Source organism: Streptomyces sp. NPDC007162 (assembly GCF_040634175.1).
In the GTDB taxonomy this organism is placed as follows: domain Bacteria; phylum Actinomycetota; class Actinomycetes; order Streptomycetales; family Streptomycetaceae; genus Streptomyces.
Map to the genome: position 1 here is coordinate 40,918 of NZ_JBEYFC010000003.1, position 16,848 is coordinate 57,765.

Consider the following 16,848-nt stretch of genomic DNA (forward strand, 5'->3'; position numbering starts at 1 on the left):
GTACACGTTCGCGCGTCGGGCGTGGCCGTACGTTTGAGCGTTTACGAGCCGGGCTAGGTTGAGGCGTATGGCTTCCCCCATGGCTTCCACCGGCAGTGCAGAGGTGCTGGTCGCGTCGAACCGCGGCCCGGTTTCGTACGAGGTTCGCCCTGACGACAAGGACGGCGCGCTCCGTGCCAAACGGGGCGGCGGCGGGCTGGTCTCGGGGCTCTCGGCCATCGGGCCGGACGCGAACGCGGTGTGGGTGTGCGCGGCGCTGAGCGACGGTGACCGCGAGGCGGTCCGGCGGGCCGGGGGCGGCCTGCTGCCGGCGGCGGACACCGGGGGCCAGCGGGTCCGGATGCTCGACATCGACCCGGACGTGTTCTCCGACGCGTACAACGGCATCGCGAACTCGGTGCTGTGGTTCGTCCACCACATGCTCTACCAGACCCCGCTGGAACCGGTCTTCGACGCGGAGTTCCGGCGGCAGTGGGAGTCGTACCGGGCCTACAACCACGCGTTCGCCGAGGCGCTGGCCGAGGAGGCGGGCGACGGCGCGGTGGTGGTCATCCAGGACTACCACCTGGCGCTCGCGCCCCGGATGCTGCGGCAGCTGCGCCCCGACCTGCGGATCGGCCACTTCTCGCACACCCCGTGGGCACCGCCGGACTACTTCCGGCTCCTCCCCGACGACATCGCGGCGGAGCTGCTGAGCGGCATCCTCGGCGCCGACCACGCGGCGTTCCTGACCCGGCGCTGGGCGGACGCGTTCGTGGCCTGCTGTCACACGGTGCTGGGCCCGGGGATCCCCTCCTCGTCGGACACCCGGATCGGGGTGCACGGGCTGGGCGCCGACGCGGACTTCCTGCGCAAGCGCGCGCACGAGCGGGACGTGGACGAGCGGATGGCGGCCCTCCGGGAGGAGATCGGGGAGGGCCGCAGGACGATCGTCCGGGTCGACCGGACCGAGCTGTCGAAGAACATCGTGCGCGGGCTGCTCGCCTACCGGCAGCTGCTCGACGACCGTCCCGAGTGGCGGGAGCGGGTGGTGCACGTCGCGTTCGCCTACCCCTCGCGGCAGGACCTCGCCGTCTACCGGGACTACACGGCCGAGGTGCAGCGGGTCGCGGACGAGATCAACTCCGCGTACGGGACGGCGGGCTGGACGCCGGTGGTGCTGCACGTCAAGGACGACTTCGCGCGGTCGCTGGCGGCGTACCGGCTGGCCGACGTGGCCCTGGTGAACCCCATCCGGGACGGCATGAACCTGGTCGCGAAGGAGATCCCGGTGGTGTCGGACGAGGGGTGCGCGCTGGTGCTCTCGCGGGAGGCGGGGGCGTACGAGGAGCTGGGCGAGGACGCGGTGGGGGTGAATCCCTACGACATCGGGGGGACGGCGGACGCGTTGGCGCGGGCGCTGGCCATGCCGGTGGGGGAGCGGGCGGAGCGGTGCAAGCGGTTGGCTGCCGCGGCGACCGCGTTGCCTCCTGCGGCTTGGTTCCTCGAGCAGTTGGGGGCGTTGGGCGGGTAGTTCGTCGAGTGCGGGCTGTGGGGGCTTGTCGCGCAGTTCCTCCCCCAGCCTTCGGCCGGGGGTGCCCCCAGCGCCCCTTATGGGGCGCTCACCTGAGCCAAGTTGTTCAGTAGCCGTACTACTCCCTCCGGGCCGTTCACCACCAGGTCGGCTCGGTCGGCCAGGTCGGTGACCTCCTCGCTGCCGCTGCACACCAGGAGGCCCGGGACGCCCTCCTCGCGGAGTTTCTGCACCGCGGCGAAGGCCGGGATGTCGCCCAGGTCGTCGCCCGCGTAGAGGACCGCGCCCGCGCCGATCTCCTTCGCGAACTCGCGGAGCGCCACCCCCTTGTCCATGCCCGGGGGGCGGAGTTCCAGGACCAGGCGGCCCGGTTCGACGATCAGGGCGTGCCGGGTGGCCAGGTCGGTGAGGGGGGCGCGGAGGGCTTCGAAGGTGGCCTGGGGGTCGTCGGCCCGGCGGGTGTGGACGGCCACCGCGAACCCCTTCTCCTCGACCCAGGTGCCGTGCGCGGCGCCGACGCGGTCGAGGAGGGCGGGGAGTTCGGCGCGGACGGCCGCGATGCCGGGGTGCGGGGGCGGGGCGGTGAGCTCGCCGGTGGCCGCGTCCCAGCGTTCGGCGCCATAGTGGCCGAGGACGACCAGGTGTTCCAGGCCGGGGACCGCGGCGAAGCCGCCGTGGCGGACGGCGACCTCGGCCGGGCGGCCGGTGATGACGGCGACGGCGGCCACCTTCGGCGCGAGGGCCGAGAGGGCCGCCGCGGCGTCCGGGTGGGCCCGCGCCTGCTCCGGGTCGGCGACGATCGGCGCGAGCGTCCCGTCGAAGTCGAGCCCGACGAGGGCGGTGCGGGGCTGCGCGAGCAGTGCTTCGAGTCCTTCGCGACCGGCGGGCGTGCGCGGCGTCGGGAGGGGTTCCGTGGCGTGGGGGTCCGTGCTGTGGTTGCCCATACGGCTGACAGTATCCGAGCACCCTCGTTTCAAGCGTCCCGAAGATCCGCTACGACGGTCAGCGCTCCCCCCGTCGCGCCTCCCGCACTCTGCGCAGCCGGTTGACCGTCACCGGGTCGTGGGCCAGTGCCCGCTCGTCGTCGAGGAGGGCGTTGAGGAGCTGGTAGTAGCGCACCGGCGCCAGGTCCAGCTCCTCCCGTATCGCCCGTTCCTTCGCGCCGGGGCTCGGGAAGCCCCGGCGTTCCAGGGCGAGGATCGTCAGCTCGCGTGCGCCCAGTTCTTGCCGGTCCATGCCGAGAACCGTACGCGCTCAGCCGGTCGCGGCCGCCGTACGGCTGTCCGCGAGGGCCGCCTCGGCCTGGATCTGCGTGAGCACGCTGGTCGGGTTGCCGGACGGGCTGACCGCCGCACCGATCTGCTTCTTGATGTCGGCGCTGACGGCCGCCCAGGACGTCTTGCCCGCCGGGTACAGCTCGGAGGTCGGCAGCTGTTCGAGGAAGGGGCGCAGCTGCTTGTCCTGGGCCTGGCCGGAGTCGGTCATCGTCTGGGACGCGGACGTGGTCACGGGCAGCAGACCGTACTCGCGGGAGAAGTCGAGGACGTTCTTCTCGCTGTAGACGTAGTTCAGGAAGTCGCCGACCTGCTTGGCGTGGCCGTTCTGCCTGAACGCCGCCATCCAGTCGGTGACGCCCATGGAGGCGGTGGGGGTGGTCTGGCCGGAGCGGGCCGGCATGGCGACCATGCCGAACTTCACGCCCTTCTTCTCGGCCTGCTTGATCAGGGTGGGGTGCCCGTTGACCATGCCGACCTGGCCGTTCGCGAACGCGGCGAACGCGGTCGCGCGGTTCAGCCTGCCGGGGGCGGTCGGGCCGGTCAGCCCCTTGCCGACCAGTTCGTCCTTGAGCCAGGTGAGGGTGTCGATGTTCTGCGAGGAGTCGATCGTGTACGTGCCGGTGTCGTCGGTGTAGCCGCTGCCCCCGCTGAGCAGCCACTGCATCGTCTCCGCCTGCGCCTCCTCGGGGCCGAGCGGCAGCGCGTACGGGTACTTCACGCCGCGTGCCTTGAGCGCCTCGGCGTCGGCCGCCAGTTGCGTCCAGGTGGTGGGCGGGGTGAGGCCGGCGTCGGAGAAGAGCGTCTTGTTGTAGAAGAGGACGCGCGTGGACGCGGCGAAGGGGATGCCGTACTGCGCGTGGTTCCACTGGCCCGCCTCGGCGAGCTGGGACGGGAAGTCGGCCTGCACCGGGATGGAGAGCAGGTCGCCGGCCTCGTAGAGCTTCCCTGCGGCCGCGTAGTCGGCGTACGCGCCGATCTGGGCCAGGTCGGGGGCCTTGTCGGCGGCGACCATGTCCTTGACCTTGCGGTCGACGTCGTTCCACGAGTAGACGGTGACGTCGATCTTCACGCCGGAGTGCTCGGCCTCGTACGCGGCGGCCAGCTTGTCCCAGTACTTCTGGGAGCTGTTGGCGGCGGAGTCCCCGTAGTCCGCGGCGACGAGTCTGAGGGTGACGTCCGAGGATCCGGTCGTCCCACAGCCACCGAGGACCGCCGTCATGCCCAGAGCGGACACCACCGCGGTCATTCCTGCCTTACGCCGCCGCACCTGTACTACCTCGATCTAACTGTCTCGCCGTTCAATATGTGGACCCATAAGGTCTACACCACGTAAGTGGACTAGACCTCTTGCGGGTCGACGGGCCACACTGTCCTCGTGAGACATGTCATCGCCCTGGACGTGGGCGGCACCGGAATGAAGGCCGCGCTGGTCGGCCCGGACGGCGAGCTGCTCCACCAGGACCGCCGGGCGACCGGCCGCGACCGCGGCCCCGACGCCGTGGTCGCCGCCATCCTCGACTTCGCCGCCGACCTGCGGGCCCACGGCGCACAGCAGCTGGGCGAGCCGGCCTCGGCGGCCGGCCTCGCGGTGCCGGGAATCGTCGACGAGCGGGCGGGCGTCGCGGTCTACGCGGCCAACCTCGGCTGGCGCGACGTCCCGCTGCGTGCCCTCCTCTCCGACCGCCTCGGCGTCCCGGTCGCCCTCGGCCACGACGTCCGCACCGGCGGGCTCGCCGAGGGCAGGCTCGGCGCGGGCCGGGGAGCCGACCGCTTCTTCTTCGTGGCGCTCGGCACCGGCATCGCGGGCGGCTTCGGCCTGGACGGCCGGGTGGAGTCGGGCGCGCACGGCTTCGCCGGCGAGATCGGCCACGTGGTCGTACGGCCGCAGGGCACCCCTTGTCCGTGCGGACAGCGCGGCTGTCTGGAGCGGTACGCGTCGGCGGCGGCGGTGAGCGAGGCGTGGGCGAAGGCCTGCGGCGACCCGGAGGCGGACGCCGCGGACTGCGCGAAGGCCGTCGCGTCCGGCGACCCGAACGCCGTACGGGTGTGGGGGGAGGCGGTGGGCGCCCTGGCCGACGGCCTGGTCACCGCCCTGACCCTGCTGGACCCCCGCGTCCTGATCGTCGGCGGCGGCCTGGCGGAGGCGGGAGACGTGCTCTTCGACCCGCTGCGGGAGGCGGTACAGGCCAGGGTGACCTTCCAGAAACTGCCTCCCATCGTCCCGGCCGAACTGGGAGACACGGCCGGTTGTTTGGGCGCGGGGCTGTTGGCCCAGGACCTGTTGACCACGACGACTGCGGAGGTAACCCCCTGATGGCTGCAAACGAGCGTGAGGAAAGCGCCCCCTCAGGGGCGCGGGGCGTGGTTGAATCTGCGGCTACCGCCGCGGGGGCGCGACCAGCCCCCACGCACCCGCAGCCGGGGTCGAACGGCCTGGTCCTCTCCGGTGCCCGCACAGTCCTCCCCACCGGAGTGGTCGACAAGGGCCAAGTGAACGTCGACGGCACGAAAATCACCGCCGACCCCTCACCGAACGCCCAGCGCATCGACCTCACCGGCCACTACCTGCTCCCCGGCTTCGTGGACCTCCACAACCACGGCGGCGGCGGAGCCTCCTTCAGCTCGGGCACCGCCGAACAGGTCCTCACCGGCGTCCACACCCACCGCCTGCACGGCACCACCACCCTGGTCGTCTCCACCGTCACCGACGACATGGACGTCCTCGCCCGCCAGGCCGCCCTCCTCTCCGAGCTCGCCGAGCAGGGCGACATCGCCGGCATCCACTTCGAGGGCCCGTTCATCTCCCCGTGCCGCAAGGGCGCCCACTCCGAGGGGCTGCTGCGCGACCCGGACCCGGCGGAGGTCCGCAAGCTGGTCGACGCGGCGCGCGGGCAGGCGAGGATGGTCACGCTGGCCACCGAACTCCCCGGTGGCATCGAGTCGGTACGGCTCCTCACCGAGCTCGGCGTGCTCGCGGCCGTCGGCCACACGGACGCGACGTACGAGCAGACGGTGGAGGCGATCGACGCGGGCGCCACCGTCGCCACCCACCTCTTCAACGCGATGCCGCAGCTGGGCCATCGCACCCCGGGCCCGATCGCCGCGCTCCTGGAGGACGAGCGGGTGACGGTCGAGCTGATCAACGACGGTACTCATCTGCACCCCGCCTCGCTCCAGTTGGCGTTCCACCACGCGGGGCCGGACCGGGTCGCGTTCATCACGGACGCCATGGACGCGGCGGGCGGCGGCGACGGCCGCTATCTGCTGGGCCCGTTGGAGGTCGAGGTCACGGACGGGGTGGCCCGGCTGGTGGAGGGCGGTTCGATCGCGGGCTCGACCCTGACGCTGGACCGCGCGCTGCGGCGGGCGGTGACCGTCGACGGGCTGCCCATCGAGCATGCCGTCGCCGCGCTGTCCGCCAACCCGGCCCGCCTGCTCGGCCTCTACGACCGCGTCGGCTCCCTGGAACCCGGCAAGGACGCCGATCTCCTCGTCCTGGACGGCGAGTTCACGCTGAAGGGCGTGATGAGGAAGGGCGAGTGGGTGGTCGTACCCGACCTTCCCTGATCGCGGGGCCGAGAGGTCAGGCCAGGCCGGCCGCGATGGCGCGACGCACGGCGTCGGCCCGGTCCCGGATGCCGGCCTTGGCGAAGAGGTTGTTGATGTGCGTCTTGACGGTCGCCTCGCTCACGAAGAGCTTCTCGGCGATCGCGCGGTTGGGCAGGCCCTGGCCGATCAGGGTGAGTACCTCGCGTTCGCGGGGCGTGAGGTCCGCGGGCAGCTGCGGTCCGGACGCCGTCGGTCTGGCGCGGACGGTGGCCAGCAGCCGATCCTGGACCTCGCGGTCCAGGACGGACTGCCCCGCGGCGGCGGCGCGGATCGCGCGGACGATGTCCTGGCGTCCGGCGTTCTTCGTCAGATAGCCGCGGGCGCCCGCGCTGAGGGCCGCCAGGATCGAGTCGTCGTCGGCGAACGTGGTGAGCACGACGACGGCCACCTCGGGGTGTTCGTCGCTCAGCCTGCGGGTGGTCTCGATTCCGTCGAGCACGGGCATGCGCAGGTCCATCAGCACGACGTCCACCGGACCGGCGGCGGCCGCGTCCAGTACGCCGTTGCCGTCCGCGGCCGCCGCGACGACGTCGATGTCCTCGGCCAGGCCCAGCACCGCGGCGAGCGGTTCGCGGACGGCCGCCTGGTCGTCGGCGACGACCACGCGCAACGGGCGGGAGCTCTCTGTGGGTTCACTCATCGCGGGATCACTGCCTCCACTTGCCAGCCGCCCTGGTCCGGTCCCTCGGTGACCGGGCCGGCGGTGAGGGTGCCGCCCAGCAGGGCGACGCGTTCGCGCATTCCGATCAGTCCCATTCCGCTGCCCGCTCCCGCGTTCACCGCACGGGTGGCCTGCCGGTTGCGGATCGTCAGCGCCGTCGAGGAGGCCGCGAAGACCAGCTCCACCCGCACCGCACCGCCCGGGGCGTGCCGCGCGGCGTTGGTCAGGGATTCCTGGGCGATCCGCAGCAGATTCTGGGTCACCCGGGCCGGTACCTCGACGGGGGTGCCGCAGACGGTCAGGGCGTCGCGGTGGCCGGACGACTCGAGCATCGCGGTGAGGGTCTCCACCAGCGGCAGCGCGTCCTCGCGGAGCGCGTGGACGGTCCACTGCGCCTGCTTCAGGCTCTCCTTGACGAGGCTGTGGGCCTTGTCATTGACCGCCCTGACCTTCTCCAGATCGCCGGTGTCGAGCAGCGCGTCGGCCAGTTCCAGCTGCATGTTGATCCCGGCCAGCGAGTGCGCCAGGACGTCGTGCACGTCCCGGGCGATCCGGCCGCGTTCGGCGAGCACGGCTGCCTGCGCCTCGGCCCGGGCGGCGCGCTCCGCACTCTCGGCCGCCGACAGCGCGGCGGCCACGGCCTGGTGCTGGACGCGGTTGAGTATCCCGATCAGGACCGGTGCGGCGGTGGTGAGGCCGACGGCCCAGGGCAGCAGGTGGTGACCGGGTCCGACATGGAAGTACAGGACGCCACCGCAGAGCAGGCCACAGGCCAGCGCCAGGACGAGGGCCGGTCTGGTCGGCAGCCGGTATCCGATGTGACCGGAGAAGAAGAAGGCGAAGAGGTAACCCGTTCCGCTGCGGCTGACGCCGATCAGCGCGGCCGCCGCGAGGACGCCCAGCGACAGCCAGACGACGGCGACACGCGGTGGGACCTTGCCCAGGGGCAGGCCCCGGGCCAGCAGCGCCGCACTGTTCAGTACGAACAGGACCGCGACCACCAGCCCCCGCCCGCTGCCGCCCATCGGCTGGATCGTCAGGGCCCCGCTGACGATGACCGCCACGGTCAGGGCCCACTGCACCCGGGGGTCCCGGCCCGGGATCGGCCGGGGCGCGGCCGACGGGGGCTGGACCTGTCCGGGGGAGGAGGCGCTCTCGGCGGTGGGCACGGCCAGACCATAACTCACGGTCGGACCGCGACACGGTCCGAGGCGGGGGCGGGCTGCCCGGCGGTCAGCATCCGGCTACGGACGAAGATCGTGGCCAGCCGGGTGATGACCTCGGTGAGCGCCATCAGGACGAAGGCCGCCACCCATGCCTGGTCGCTGGTGATGTGGTGGGCGAGGCTGAACCGGGCGACGTCGTCGGCGCCGCCGTGCTCGGTCCACAGCTGGAAACCCATCCGGGCACCCATGCCGAGCACCCACAGGATCGCGGAGACCGCGCCCGCCTTGATGAGTATGTGCTCGCCCGCGGTCCTGACCCTGGTGTAGACGCCACCGGCGACGCCGAGTACGGCGCCCGCGCCCATGAGAGCTCCGACCAGCACCAGGTCGTTGCCCTCGGTGGGAACGGAGTCCAGGTACGTGTGGGCCACGTAGGCCACGATCCCCAGGGGGATCAGGAAGGACTTGAGGTCCAGCCGGCCTTCCCGCAGCTGCCGGAAGACGACGAGGATGAGAGCGATGTCGGTGATCCACTCGGTCGTTGTCATGCCCCCAAGCCTGCTGTCACAGGGCCCGCGACGCCTGGACCCATGGGTGGAAACCAGGGTGGAGAAGCAGGCGGGGCGCCGCGACGGCACCTGGGCCCGGTCACCGTCCCTTTGGCATGATCGAGCCTCTCGATCGAACGCCACGGCCGCGCCTGCGGGGGAGGTCTCCCGGTGATCCTCACCGTCACGCTCAACACCGCTCTCGACATCACCTACCGGGTCGGCGCACTGCGCCCGCACACCTCGCACCGCGTCTCCGACGTGGCCGAACGGCCGGGTGGCAAAGGGGTGAACGTGGCCCGGGTGCTGGCCGCGCTCGGGCACGAGACGACGGTGACCGGGTTCGCGGGCGGGGCCACCGGGGCGGCGGTACGGGAGCGGCTCGCGGGGACGGCGGGCGTACGGGAGGCGTTGCTGCCGGTGGCCGGGGCGACCCGCCGGACGATCGCCGTCGTGGACGAACTGACGGGTGACACGACCCAGTTGAACGAGCCGGGTCCGCAGATAGCGCCCGCCGAGTGGGGCGCCTTCCTCGACCACTACGAGGAACTGCTGCCCGGTGCCTCGGCGGTGGCGCTGTGCGGGAGTCTGCCGCCGGGGGTGCCGGTGGGGGCGTACGCCATGCTGATAAGAACCGCCCGGTCCGCCGGTGTCCCCGTCCTCCTCGACGCCAGCGGCGAACCCCTGCGTCGCGGGGTGGCCGCCCGGCCCGACCTGGTCAAGCCGAACGCCGAGGAACTGGCCGAACTCACCGGCTCCCACGACCCGTCCCGCGCCGCCCAGGACGCCCGCCGCCGCGGCGCCCGCACGGTGGTCGCCTCCCTGGGCCCCCAGGGCCTCCTCGCCCTCACCCCGGAGGGCTGCTGGCACGCGCTCCCGCCCACCCGGGAACACGGCAACCCGACGGGCGCGGGCGACGCGACGGTCGCCGCCCTGCTGTCGGCCCAGGTGGAACAACTCCCCTGGCCGGCCCGCCTGACCCGAGCGGTGGCCCTGTCCGCGGCGACGGTCCGGGCCCCGACAGCAGGCGAGTTCGACCGCACGGCCTACGAGAAACTGCTGGGCCAGGTCACGGTGACCGACGGGGCGACGACCCCTTAACCCTTGTTCGTGTGCTTGCCCTGCTTCACCCACAGCTGGTCCAGCAGGACGTTGCAGCTGTCCCCGCTCTCGCAGGACAGCGAGATCGTGTTGGTGCCCTTGGTGAGGGTGGGATAGGTGTAGCTGGTCGTCCAGGCCTTGGCCGGGTCGCTCTGGTGCGTGTAGTTGTCCAGGGGGAACTTGCTGCCGAATTCCTTGCCGTTGATCTTCAGCGTCATCGTGCTGTCCGTGACCGCGCTGTAGTGTGCGAACACGGTGTACAGGCCGTCCGCCGGAATGCCGTTGACCGTCCAGGTGACGCCGGCGCCCGTCTGGTTGAGGTTCGTGACGTAGATGCCGCCGTCGGCCCTCGCGCCCTTGACGTCCGAGGCCAGGCTGGCGCCGCCGTCCAGCCGGAAGGCCTTGGCGTCGACCGGGTCGATGTCACCCGACGCCGACACCGAGCTGGAGCTCGACGGGGACGGGGACGCGCTCTCGCTCTGGGTCGGGGAGGTGGAGGCGCCGCTGTTCGCCTTGTTGTCGTTGCCGTTGCCGTTCATCATCGCGACGCTGATGCCTATGACCACCGCGGCCACGACCGCGATCGCGCCGATGAGGAGGCCCTTGGTGTTCGGGCCCCGGCCGCGGCCCGGGGCGGGCGGGGCCTGGCGGGTGGTCGGGGCGCCGCCCGGGAAGGTCTCCGGGGCCTGGTAGGCGGCGGTGGGCTGCTGGCCGTACCCCGCCCCCGGCTGCTGCGGAATGGTCTGGCCGCCGTACTGCGGCGCCTGCTGCTGCCCGCCGTACGTGCGCTCGCCGACCGAACGCACTCTGCTGACGGCGTTCGGGTAGCCGTAACCACCGGAGCCGGACGGCGGCTGGGCCCCTCGGGCCTGGCCGTCGGCGTAGAGGTAGCCGAACGGGTCGTCGTCCTCGGGCGTGCTCGCGCCGTTGTCGCCGGGCGTCATCCCTTGGTACTCCTCAACAGGTGCGGGCGGATGCGGTACAGGTATTGAATGTCGAGCCTACCCGGTCTGACTGAGCCAAACGGGTGACTCGGACCGCATCAGCGAGCTGACCTGCGCATCATCCGGCACGCCGGTGCGCTTTGGGACGAGATCGTTTCTCTACGTACATCCGCTCGTCCGCGGATTTCAGGACTTCGTCCGCCGTCATGCCGCAGTGCGCCCACCCGATGCCGAAGCTGGCGCCCACCCGGACCGCCCGGCCCTCGGCGCGGATCGGCTGGATGATCTCGTTGCGCAGGCGTACGGCGAGGTCCTGGGCGTCGGCCTGCCCCAGCCCGTCGGCGAGGATCACGAACTCGTCGCCGCCGAGCCGGGCCACGGTGTCGCCGTCGCGGACGCCCCTGCTGAGGCGCCGGGCGACCTCGATGAGGACCGCGTCACCCGCGTTGTGCCCGAACCGGTCGTTGATCGACTTGAAGCCGTCGAGGTCGCAGAAGAGCACCGCGAGCCCCTTGGCACCGTCGTCGCGGCTCTCGTCGGGGGCGACGGTGTGCACGTGGTGGTCGAAACCGTCGTACGACGACGAGCCGCCCGACGCCGAGCCGGCGAAGTCGAAGCCGTGGCCGTTGACGTCATAGGCGGGGTGGCCGTAGGCCGCGTCCAGGGACTCCGGATCACCGGCCCGGCGGCAGAGCCGGGAGGTGAGGCGGGAGCGCAGCTCGGCGGAGTTCGGCAGGCCGGTGAGGGCGTCGTGGGAGGCGCGGTGGGCGAGCTGGAGCTCGCGGCGCTTGCGTTCCTCTATGTCCTCGACGTGGGTGAGCAGGAAGCGGGGGCCGTCGGCCGCGTCGGCGACCACGCTGTTGCGCAGGGACACCCACACGTACGTGCCGTCGCGGCGGCCCAGGCGGAGTTCCGCGCGGCCGCCCTCCGCCGAGGTGCGCAGCAGGGTGCCGATGTCCTCGGGGTGGACCAGGTCGGAGAAGGAGTAGCGGCGCATCGCGGAGGCCGGGCGGCCCAGGAGGCGGCACAGGGCGTCGTTGGAGCGCAGTATCCGGCCGTGCTGGTCGCCGCCCATCTCGGCTATCGCCATGCCGGAGGGGGCGTACTCGAAGGCCTGCCGGAAGGACTCCTCGCTGGCGCGCAGGGCCTGCTGCTCACGCTCCAGCCTGACCAGGGCCCGCTGCATGTTGGCGCGCAGACGCGCGTTGCTGATCGCTATCGCGGCCTGGAAGGCGTACATCTGGAGGGCCTCGCGGCCCCAGGCGCCGGGGTGACGGCCGTTGCGCGGGCGGTCCACGGAGATCACGCCGAGCAGTTCGCCGCAGGAGCTGCCCGATATGCCGGGCGTGTACATCGGGGCGAAGAGCCGGTCCGACGGGTGCCACTCGTCCTCGAAGCGGGGGGCGGGGCCGTCGGTGTACCACTGCGGGACGTCGTCGTCGTCGAGGACCCAGCCCTCGGTGTGCGGTATGAAGACGAGGTCGCCCCACTTCTCGCCCATCCCGAGCCGCCGGTCCCAGGAGTCGCGGGAGCCGACCCGGCCGGTGATCAGGGCCTCGGCGGCGGAGTTGCCGGAGAAGGCGGCGACCACGAGGTCGCCGTCGGGGCGTACGAGGTTGACGCACGCCATCTCGTAACCGAGAGCGGTGATGACGCCGTCGGCGACGGTCTGCAGTGTGTCCGCCAGGCTGCGGGCCGTGTTCATGTCGGCCATGACCTGGTGCAGCTGTCGCAGGGACGCAAGACGGACGTAAGGTTCCGACTCGGTCTCCATGCTCGCCCTCCCCCCGAGACCTCGCAGCGAATCAAGGGTCTGCTTCGGCGCTACTTTTCCCCGCCACTGAATCACAGCGCGCTGCCCACTCGGTACACAGGGTCAACAATTAATGGCCCTTGTGACTCAAGTCACAGGAGAACGTGAGCAATTGCGTGGAGTTTCTGCGTTTTCCCTGTGTGTTTACCGAACACAGCCTTTGTCGGCCCTTGGTCCTAGGACCCGGCTCGGGCCGATGGCCGATGCGGTGGCGCGGGGACCGACATTAGCGTTTCCGGCGTGCTGAAGACTCCCTCTCCCGCCGCCGCAGAAGCCACCGGGCATGCTGTGGGGGTGAGCAACGAAGCGTTCAAGGCCGCGATGTCCCGGCTGGCCGCCGGTGTGGTCCTGGTGACCGCGCAGGAGCCGCCGCTGGACCCGGACGACCCGATGGCACCGGTCGGCGAGGACGTCGGCATGACGGCGACCGCGTTCCTCTCGGTGTCGCTGGATCCACCGTTGGTGCTGGTCAGCCTGCGGACCGGGGCCCGTATGGACGACGTCCTCGACGAGCAGCCGCTGTGGGCGGTCTCGGTGCTCACCGAGAGCCAGCGGCACATCGCCGGCCGCTTCGCGATGAAGGGCCGCATCAGCGACCGGCTGCTCTTCGAGGACCTCCCGTACGTCCGCGGCGAGGTCACCGGCGCCCCGCTGGTCGGCGGCGCGCTGGCGACCCTGGAGTGCCGCACCGAACAACGGGTCGTCGCCGGCGACCACACCCTCGTCATCGGCCGCGTCCTCAGCGCCGAACTCCCGGGCGCGGAAGGCGGGCCACTGATGTATTTCCGGGGCCGGTACCGCCAGTTGGGATGAAACCACGCGGTCTGTTTTCCGGAATTTCCCCCCGGCCGACCGCAGAACGCGTCTTCCATGGGTTTCCATGGGTTTCCATGGGTGACTTCCGTGAATTGACCACCGGAACACGGGCACCCCGGCGGAACCGGAACGACCCCCTGTGATCGTCGACACAGACCACGCGGTCGGGTTTTCCGCGCTTACCGGGCTTACCAGTCGCGGCCCGTCCGCCCTCGTTTGGTCTCCGAACGCTGCTTCTTTTCGCGCAGCCGGCGTTCGTTGATGCCGCGCGGGATGCGGGTCGGCCTGCGGGGCTTGGGCGGGGGTGCGGTGGCCTCGGCGAGGAGCGCGGCCAGGCGGACGGCGGCGGTCTCGCGGTTGCGCCACTGGGAGCGGTGCTCGGAGGCGCGCACGGTCACGACGCCGTCCACGAGCCGACCCGCCAGCTTCGCCAGCGCCCGCTCCTTCCACACCGGCGGCAGCGCCTCGGTGTTGGCGAGGTCGAAGCGGAGCTCCACCTGCGAGTCACTGGTGTTGACGTGCTGGCCGCCCGGCCCGGACGACCGCGAGAACCGCCAGTTGAGCTCGGCCTCGGGGAGCGAGACGGAGCCGCGGATGACGTAAGGACCGGACATACCCCCTATGGTCGCGCGGCTGACCGGCACACGTCACGCGAATAAGTTCATCACCCGTTGGCAAAGAAGGTAAAGGAAGCTGGAACCTTCGGTACCCCTCGTGGCGTTCATACCGGTAGCTGTAGCTTCAAGCCCGTACGCCGCACGGCCGTACGCATACGAGGGAAAGGACCCCCGACCATGGCTGTAAGCCTCTCCAAGGGTGGCAACGTCTCGCTCACCAAGGAGGCTCCGGGCCTGACCGCCGTCACCGTGGGCCTCGGCTGGGACGTCCGCACCACCACCGGCACGGACTTCGACCTCGACGCCTCGGCCATCGCGGTCAACGGCCAGGGCAAGGTCTACTCCGACGCCCACTTCGTGTTCTTCAACAACAAGAACACCCCGGACAACTCGATCGTCCACACCGGCGACAACCGCACGGGCGAGGGCGCCGGCGACGACGAGGCGATCAACGTCAACCTGGCGGCCCTGCCCGCCGACATCGACAAGATCGTCTTCCCGGTCTCCATCTACGACGCCGAGAACCGCAGCCAGAACTTCGGCCAGGTCCGCAACGCCTACATCCGCATCGTCAACCAGGCGGGCGGCGCCGAGATCGCCCGCTACGACCTCTCCGAGGACGCGGCGACGGAGACGGCCATGGTCTTCGGCGAGCTGTACCGCAACGGCGCGGAGTGGAAGTTCCGCGCGGTCGGCCAGGGTTACGCCTCCGGCCTGGTCGGCATCGCCCAGGACTTCGGCGTCAACGTCTGAGCGACGCCAGCCCCTGGCCGCGTGGGTGCGGCCGGGGGCCCGGCACCGGATCAGTGCGCCGACGCGTAGGGCACGAAGGCGGCCCAGGCGGAGGGGGCGAGGGCGAGCCGGGGGCCGGGGGCGGCGGGTGTGTGCGGGTACTTGGAGTCGCGGATGTGGATGCTGGTGGGGGTGGGGGCTATTTCTAGGCAGGACTCACCGTTGGTGCCGTCGCTGTAGCTGCTCTTGAACCAGGCCAGGTCGGCAATGTCCCCGGCGGAGGCCTTGCGGATCATGATTCCCCCAGCAGTTGTTCGATGAAGGTCGACGACTCCCGAGGTGAGAGCGCCTGCGCCCGGATCGTGCCATATTGCAGCTCGATGACACGAAGCTGTCTCGGATCAGTGGTCGGGCGCCCATTGAACGTGCCTTCGGCGCGTCCCACGGCCGTTCCGTCAGGGAACTTCAGCAACTCAATCCTGCCGTCAAGCCCTGGATGGGCATCGGTGGCCGTCGGCATCACCTGCAGTGTGACGTTCCGCAACCGCCCCACCTCCAGCAGGTGTTCGAGTTGCCGTTGCTGCACCATTCTGCCTCCGACCGGTCGGCGCAGCACGGTCTCTTCCAGCACGAAGTGAATCGATGGGGCCGGGTCGCGCTCAAAAACCGTCCGCCTAGCCAAGCGAGCGGTCACCATGCGTTCCACGTCATCCGGCGAGTACGGCGGTTGCGCAGCCTCGATCAGCGCACGCGTGTGCTCTTCCGTCTGCAACAGCCCGCTGATGCTGTTGCAGACGTACACCCCGATCTCGACCGCCTGCCCCTCCGCCTTCGCCAGCTCCCGCACCTTCTTCGGGTACCGGACCCTCTTCACGTCCTCCCAGGTCGCCGAGATCAGCCCACCGGCCTTCAGCACGTCCTCCCCATAGCCGACGGCCTCCGCGAACTCGGCGGCACGCATCCCCACCGCCTCGCGCCGCAGCCTCAGCTGCCGCCCGACCGTCGCGATGACCGCCACCCCCCAGTCGTCGTCAGGGTCGACCTCCCACCCAGGCTCGGCCACCTCGCCGTCCCCGCTCATCCCGCACACCCCCGGACAGTCACGGTACGTAGCGCTTCCCTCACTGTTCACGGTACGCACGCGCGGCCACGCTGAGTGATGCGAACGAGGAAATCTCCACCCGGCGAGGCAGATCGTGGCCGAGCCGGCGCCGTAGCCCGGGAACGCGGGCCTCGGACGTGCGGGACGTCACCACCCAAGAACGACGGGAGAAAGAACTCCCACCAAACCCCACCCCTCCCGCCCGTCGCGCAGAGTCACTCCCGCGAGTGAATATGCCCAACTCGGCTGGCTTTGGGGAGGGTTGCGTGCCCTACGCTCAGCGCACCAACCGCAGAAGAACTTCGGCCCCCGCCGGGACTGCAATCCCAGTGCGAGGGCCTGACCACCCAGGAAGCAGCAACCTTCCCGATGGATACCGAAAACCCTAGCGCGCCCTCGTGCGCCGAGTCCCGCACTGCCGCCAAGAAGCACCCGAACCGGGGGTCCGGCGGTCTCCTGCACGACAACGCCCGCCACACCTCCCGCTTCGTGGTGATCGGCAACCACCTCGCCCAGCACCCCACGCTCTCGGCGTTGGCCATCGGCCTGGGGGTGCACATCCAGTCGCTTCCCCAGGGCGCCCAGGTCGACATCAAGAGCCTGGCGCTGCGCTTCCCGGAGGGCAGAGACCGTATCGGCGCGGCCCTGCGGGAACTGGAGGCCGAGGGCTACCTGCGGCGCGAGCGGGAGCGGGTCCCCGGCGGTCGGATCGTCACCCGCACGGTCTCCTGCAACAAGCCGGGGCACCGAGCCGCCGCGTCCGAGCCCTCCGACAGGTCCGCGCGGCGCACGCAGCCCGCCACGGACAAGCCACCTCCCCGCAAGCGCCTCCCCGCCGTACCGCAGCCCTCCACCACCTCCCCCGCGCTCCTCGGCACAGCCCTCGACCTCCTCGCCGGCCTCCGCCGCCGCGACCCCCGGCTCCTCCTCTCCGCCACCGACGCCGAAC

At 71.2% G+C, this 16,848-nt stretch carries 18 protein-coding genes; 7 read left to right on the plus strand and 11 right to left on the minus strand.

Annotation, left to right across the window (positions count from 1 at the left end; genetic code table 11):
• Nucleotides 1-79 precede the first annotated feature (79 nt).
• Nucleotides 80-1,513, plus strand: coding sequence for a trehalose-6-phosphate synthase (locus tag ABZ646_RS00820; RefSeq protein WP_360511532.1), 1,434 nt, complete (start codon nt 80-82; stop codon nt 1,511-1,513).
• Nucleotides 1,514-1,590: 77 nt separating this feature from the next.
• Here ABZ646_RS00820 and otsB read toward each other — a convergent pair whose 3' ends face one another.
• From otsB to ABZ646_RS00835, 3 genes are read right to left on the minus strand one after another with little or no spacing between them, the layout of a single operon-like run.
• Complete coding sequence (gene otsB, locus ABZ646_RS00825; protein WP_360511534.1) at nt 1,591-2,457, minus strand: trehalose-phosphatase; 867 nt, start codon at nt 2,455-2,457, stop codon at nt 1,591-1,593.
• 58 nt (nt 2,458-2,515) lie between these two features.
• Complete coding sequence (locus ABZ646_RS00830; RefSeq protein WP_046730954.1) at nt 2,516-2,749, minus strand: DUF3263 domain-containing protein; 234 nt, start codon at nt 2,747-2,749, stop codon at nt 2,516-2,518.
• Between the two features lie 18 nt (nt 2,750-2,767).
• On the minus strand, nt 2,768-4,036 hold the full coding sequence (locus ABZ646_RS00835; protein WP_360511536.1) for an extracellular solute-binding protein: 1,269 nt from the start codon (nt 4,034-4,036) through the stop codon (nt 2,768-2,770).
• A 129-nt stretch (nt 4,037-4,165) separates the two neighbouring features.
• Between ABZ646_RS00835 and ABZ646_RS00840 the strand changes: the two genes are divergently transcribed.
• The gene (locus ABZ646_RS00840) at nt 4,166-5,104 is read left to right on the plus strand and encodes an ROK family protein (protein ID WP_360511538.1); all 939 of its coding nucleotides are present in this window, start codon (nt 4,166-4,168) and stop codon (nt 5,102-5,104) included.
• On the plus strand, nt 5,104-6,357 hold the full coding sequence (nagA, locus tag ABZ646_RS00845) for an N-acetylglucosamine-6-phosphate deacetylase (RefSeq protein WP_360511540.1): 1,254 nt from the start codon (nt 5,104-5,106) through the stop codon (nt 6,355-6,357). The genes ABZ646_RS00840 and nagA overlap by 1 nt, the downstream gene beginning before the upstream one ends.
• A 16-nt stretch (nt 6,358-6,373) precedes the next feature.
• On the opposite strand, the gene ABZ646_RS00850 is transcribed toward nagA, so the two are convergent.
• The 3 genes from ABZ646_RS00850 to ABZ646_RS00860 all read right to left on the minus strand — a co-directional run bounded on the left by ABZ646_RS00850 (nt 6,374) and on the right by ABZ646_RS00860 (nt 8,774).
• Nucleotides 6,374-7,039, minus strand: a complete 666-nt coding sequence (locus tag ABZ646_RS00850) for a response regulator transcription factor (protein ID WP_360511542.1) — start codon at nt 7,037-7,039, stop codon at nt 6,374-6,376.
• Nucleotides 7,036-8,142: a histidine kinase gene (locus ABZ646_RS00855; RefSeq protein ID WP_360511566.1), complete on the minus strand. Its 1,107-nt coding sequence runs from the start codon at nt 8,140-8,142 to the stop codon at nt 7,036-7,038. The genes ABZ646_RS00850 and ABZ646_RS00855 overlap by 4 nt, the downstream gene beginning before the upstream one ends.
• A 101-nt stretch (nt 8,143-8,243) precedes the next feature.
• Complete coding sequence (locus ABZ646_RS00860) at nt 8,244-8,774, minus strand: hypothetical protein (protein ID WP_360511544.1); 531 nt, start codon at nt 8,772-8,774, stop codon at nt 8,244-8,246.
• 171 nt (nt 8,775-8,945) lie between these two features.
• On the opposite strand from ABZ646_RS00860, the gene ABZ646_RS00865 reads away from it, so the two are divergent.
• On the plus strand, nt 8,946-9,875 hold the full coding sequence (locus ABZ646_RS00865) for a 1-phosphofructokinase family hexose kinase (RefSeq protein ID WP_360511546.1): 930 nt from the start codon (nt 8,946-8,948) through the stop codon (nt 9,873-9,875).
• On the opposite strand, the gene ABZ646_RS00870 is transcribed toward ABZ646_RS00865, so the two are convergent.
• Nucleotides 9,872-10,819: a carbohydrate-binding protein gene (locus ABZ646_RS00870; protein WP_360511548.1), complete on the minus strand. Its 948-nt coding sequence runs from the start codon at nt 10,817-10,819 to the stop codon at nt 9,872-9,874. The genes ABZ646_RS00865 and ABZ646_RS00870 overlap by 4 nt on opposite strands.
• A 118-nt stretch (nt 10,820-10,937) precedes the next feature.
• Nucleotides 10,938-12,593: a diguanylate cyclase CdgB gene (cdgB, locus tag ABZ646_RS00875; protein WP_360511550.1), complete on the minus strand. Its 1,656-nt coding sequence runs from the start codon at nt 12,591-12,593 to the stop codon at nt 10,938-10,940.
• A 333-nt stretch (nt 12,594-12,926) separates the two neighbouring features.
• On the opposite strand from cdgB, the gene ABZ646_RS00880 reads away from it, so the two are divergent.
• Nucleotides 12,927-13,445 carry a flavin reductase family protein gene (locus ABZ646_RS00880; RefSeq protein ID WP_360511552.1) on the plus strand — a complete coding sequence of 173 codons (519 nt, stop codon included), beginning with the start codon at nt 12,927-12,929 and terminating at the stop codon, nt 13,443-13,445.
• Nucleotides 13,446-13,636: 191 nt separating this feature from the next.
• Here the strand turns inward: ABZ646_RS00880 and arfB are convergent, their stop codons facing one another.
• Nucleotides 13,637-14,071 (minus strand): alternative ribosome rescue aminoacyl-tRNA hydrolase ArfB, encoded by a 435-nt coding sequence (gene arfB / locus ABZ646_RS00885; RefSeq protein ID WP_360511568.1) that lies wholly within the window; start codon nt 14,069-14,071, stop codon nt 13,637-13,639.
• Between the two features lie 171 nt (nt 14,072-14,242).
• Here arfB and ABZ646_RS00890 point away from each other — a divergent pair, with 171 nt between their 5' ends.
• On the plus strand, nt 14,243-14,818 hold the full coding sequence (locus ABZ646_RS00890) for a TerD family protein (RefSeq protein ID WP_242765349.1): 576 nt from the start codon (nt 14,243-14,245) through the stop codon (nt 14,816-14,818).
• Between the two features lie 50 nt (nt 14,819-14,868).
• On the opposite strand, the gene ABZ646_RS00895 is transcribed toward ABZ646_RS00890, so the two are convergent.
• Together ABZ646_RS00895 and ABZ646_RS00900 are read right to left on the minus strand one after the other, a co-directional pair.
• Nucleotides 14,869-15,093, minus strand: coding sequence for a DUF397 domain-containing protein (locus tag ABZ646_RS00895; protein WP_360511554.1), 225 nt, complete (start codon nt 15,091-15,093; stop codon nt 14,869-14,871).
• A complete protein-coding gene (locus ABZ646_RS00900; RefSeq protein ID WP_360511556.1) occupies nt 15,090-15,878 on the minus strand; it encodes a DUF5753 domain-containing protein in 789 nt (262 codons plus the stop codon). Before ABZ646_RS00900 ends, ABZ646_RS00895 begins: the two co-directional genes overlap by 4 nt.
• 390 nt (nt 15,879-16,268) lie before the next feature.
• Here ABZ646_RS00900 and ABZ646_RS00905 point away from each other — a divergent pair.
• Nucleotides 16,269-16,848 (plus strand): helix-turn-helix domain-containing protein (locus tag ABZ646_RS00905; RefSeq protein WP_360511558.1); only part of this gene is annotated, 580 nt, incomplete at its 3' end.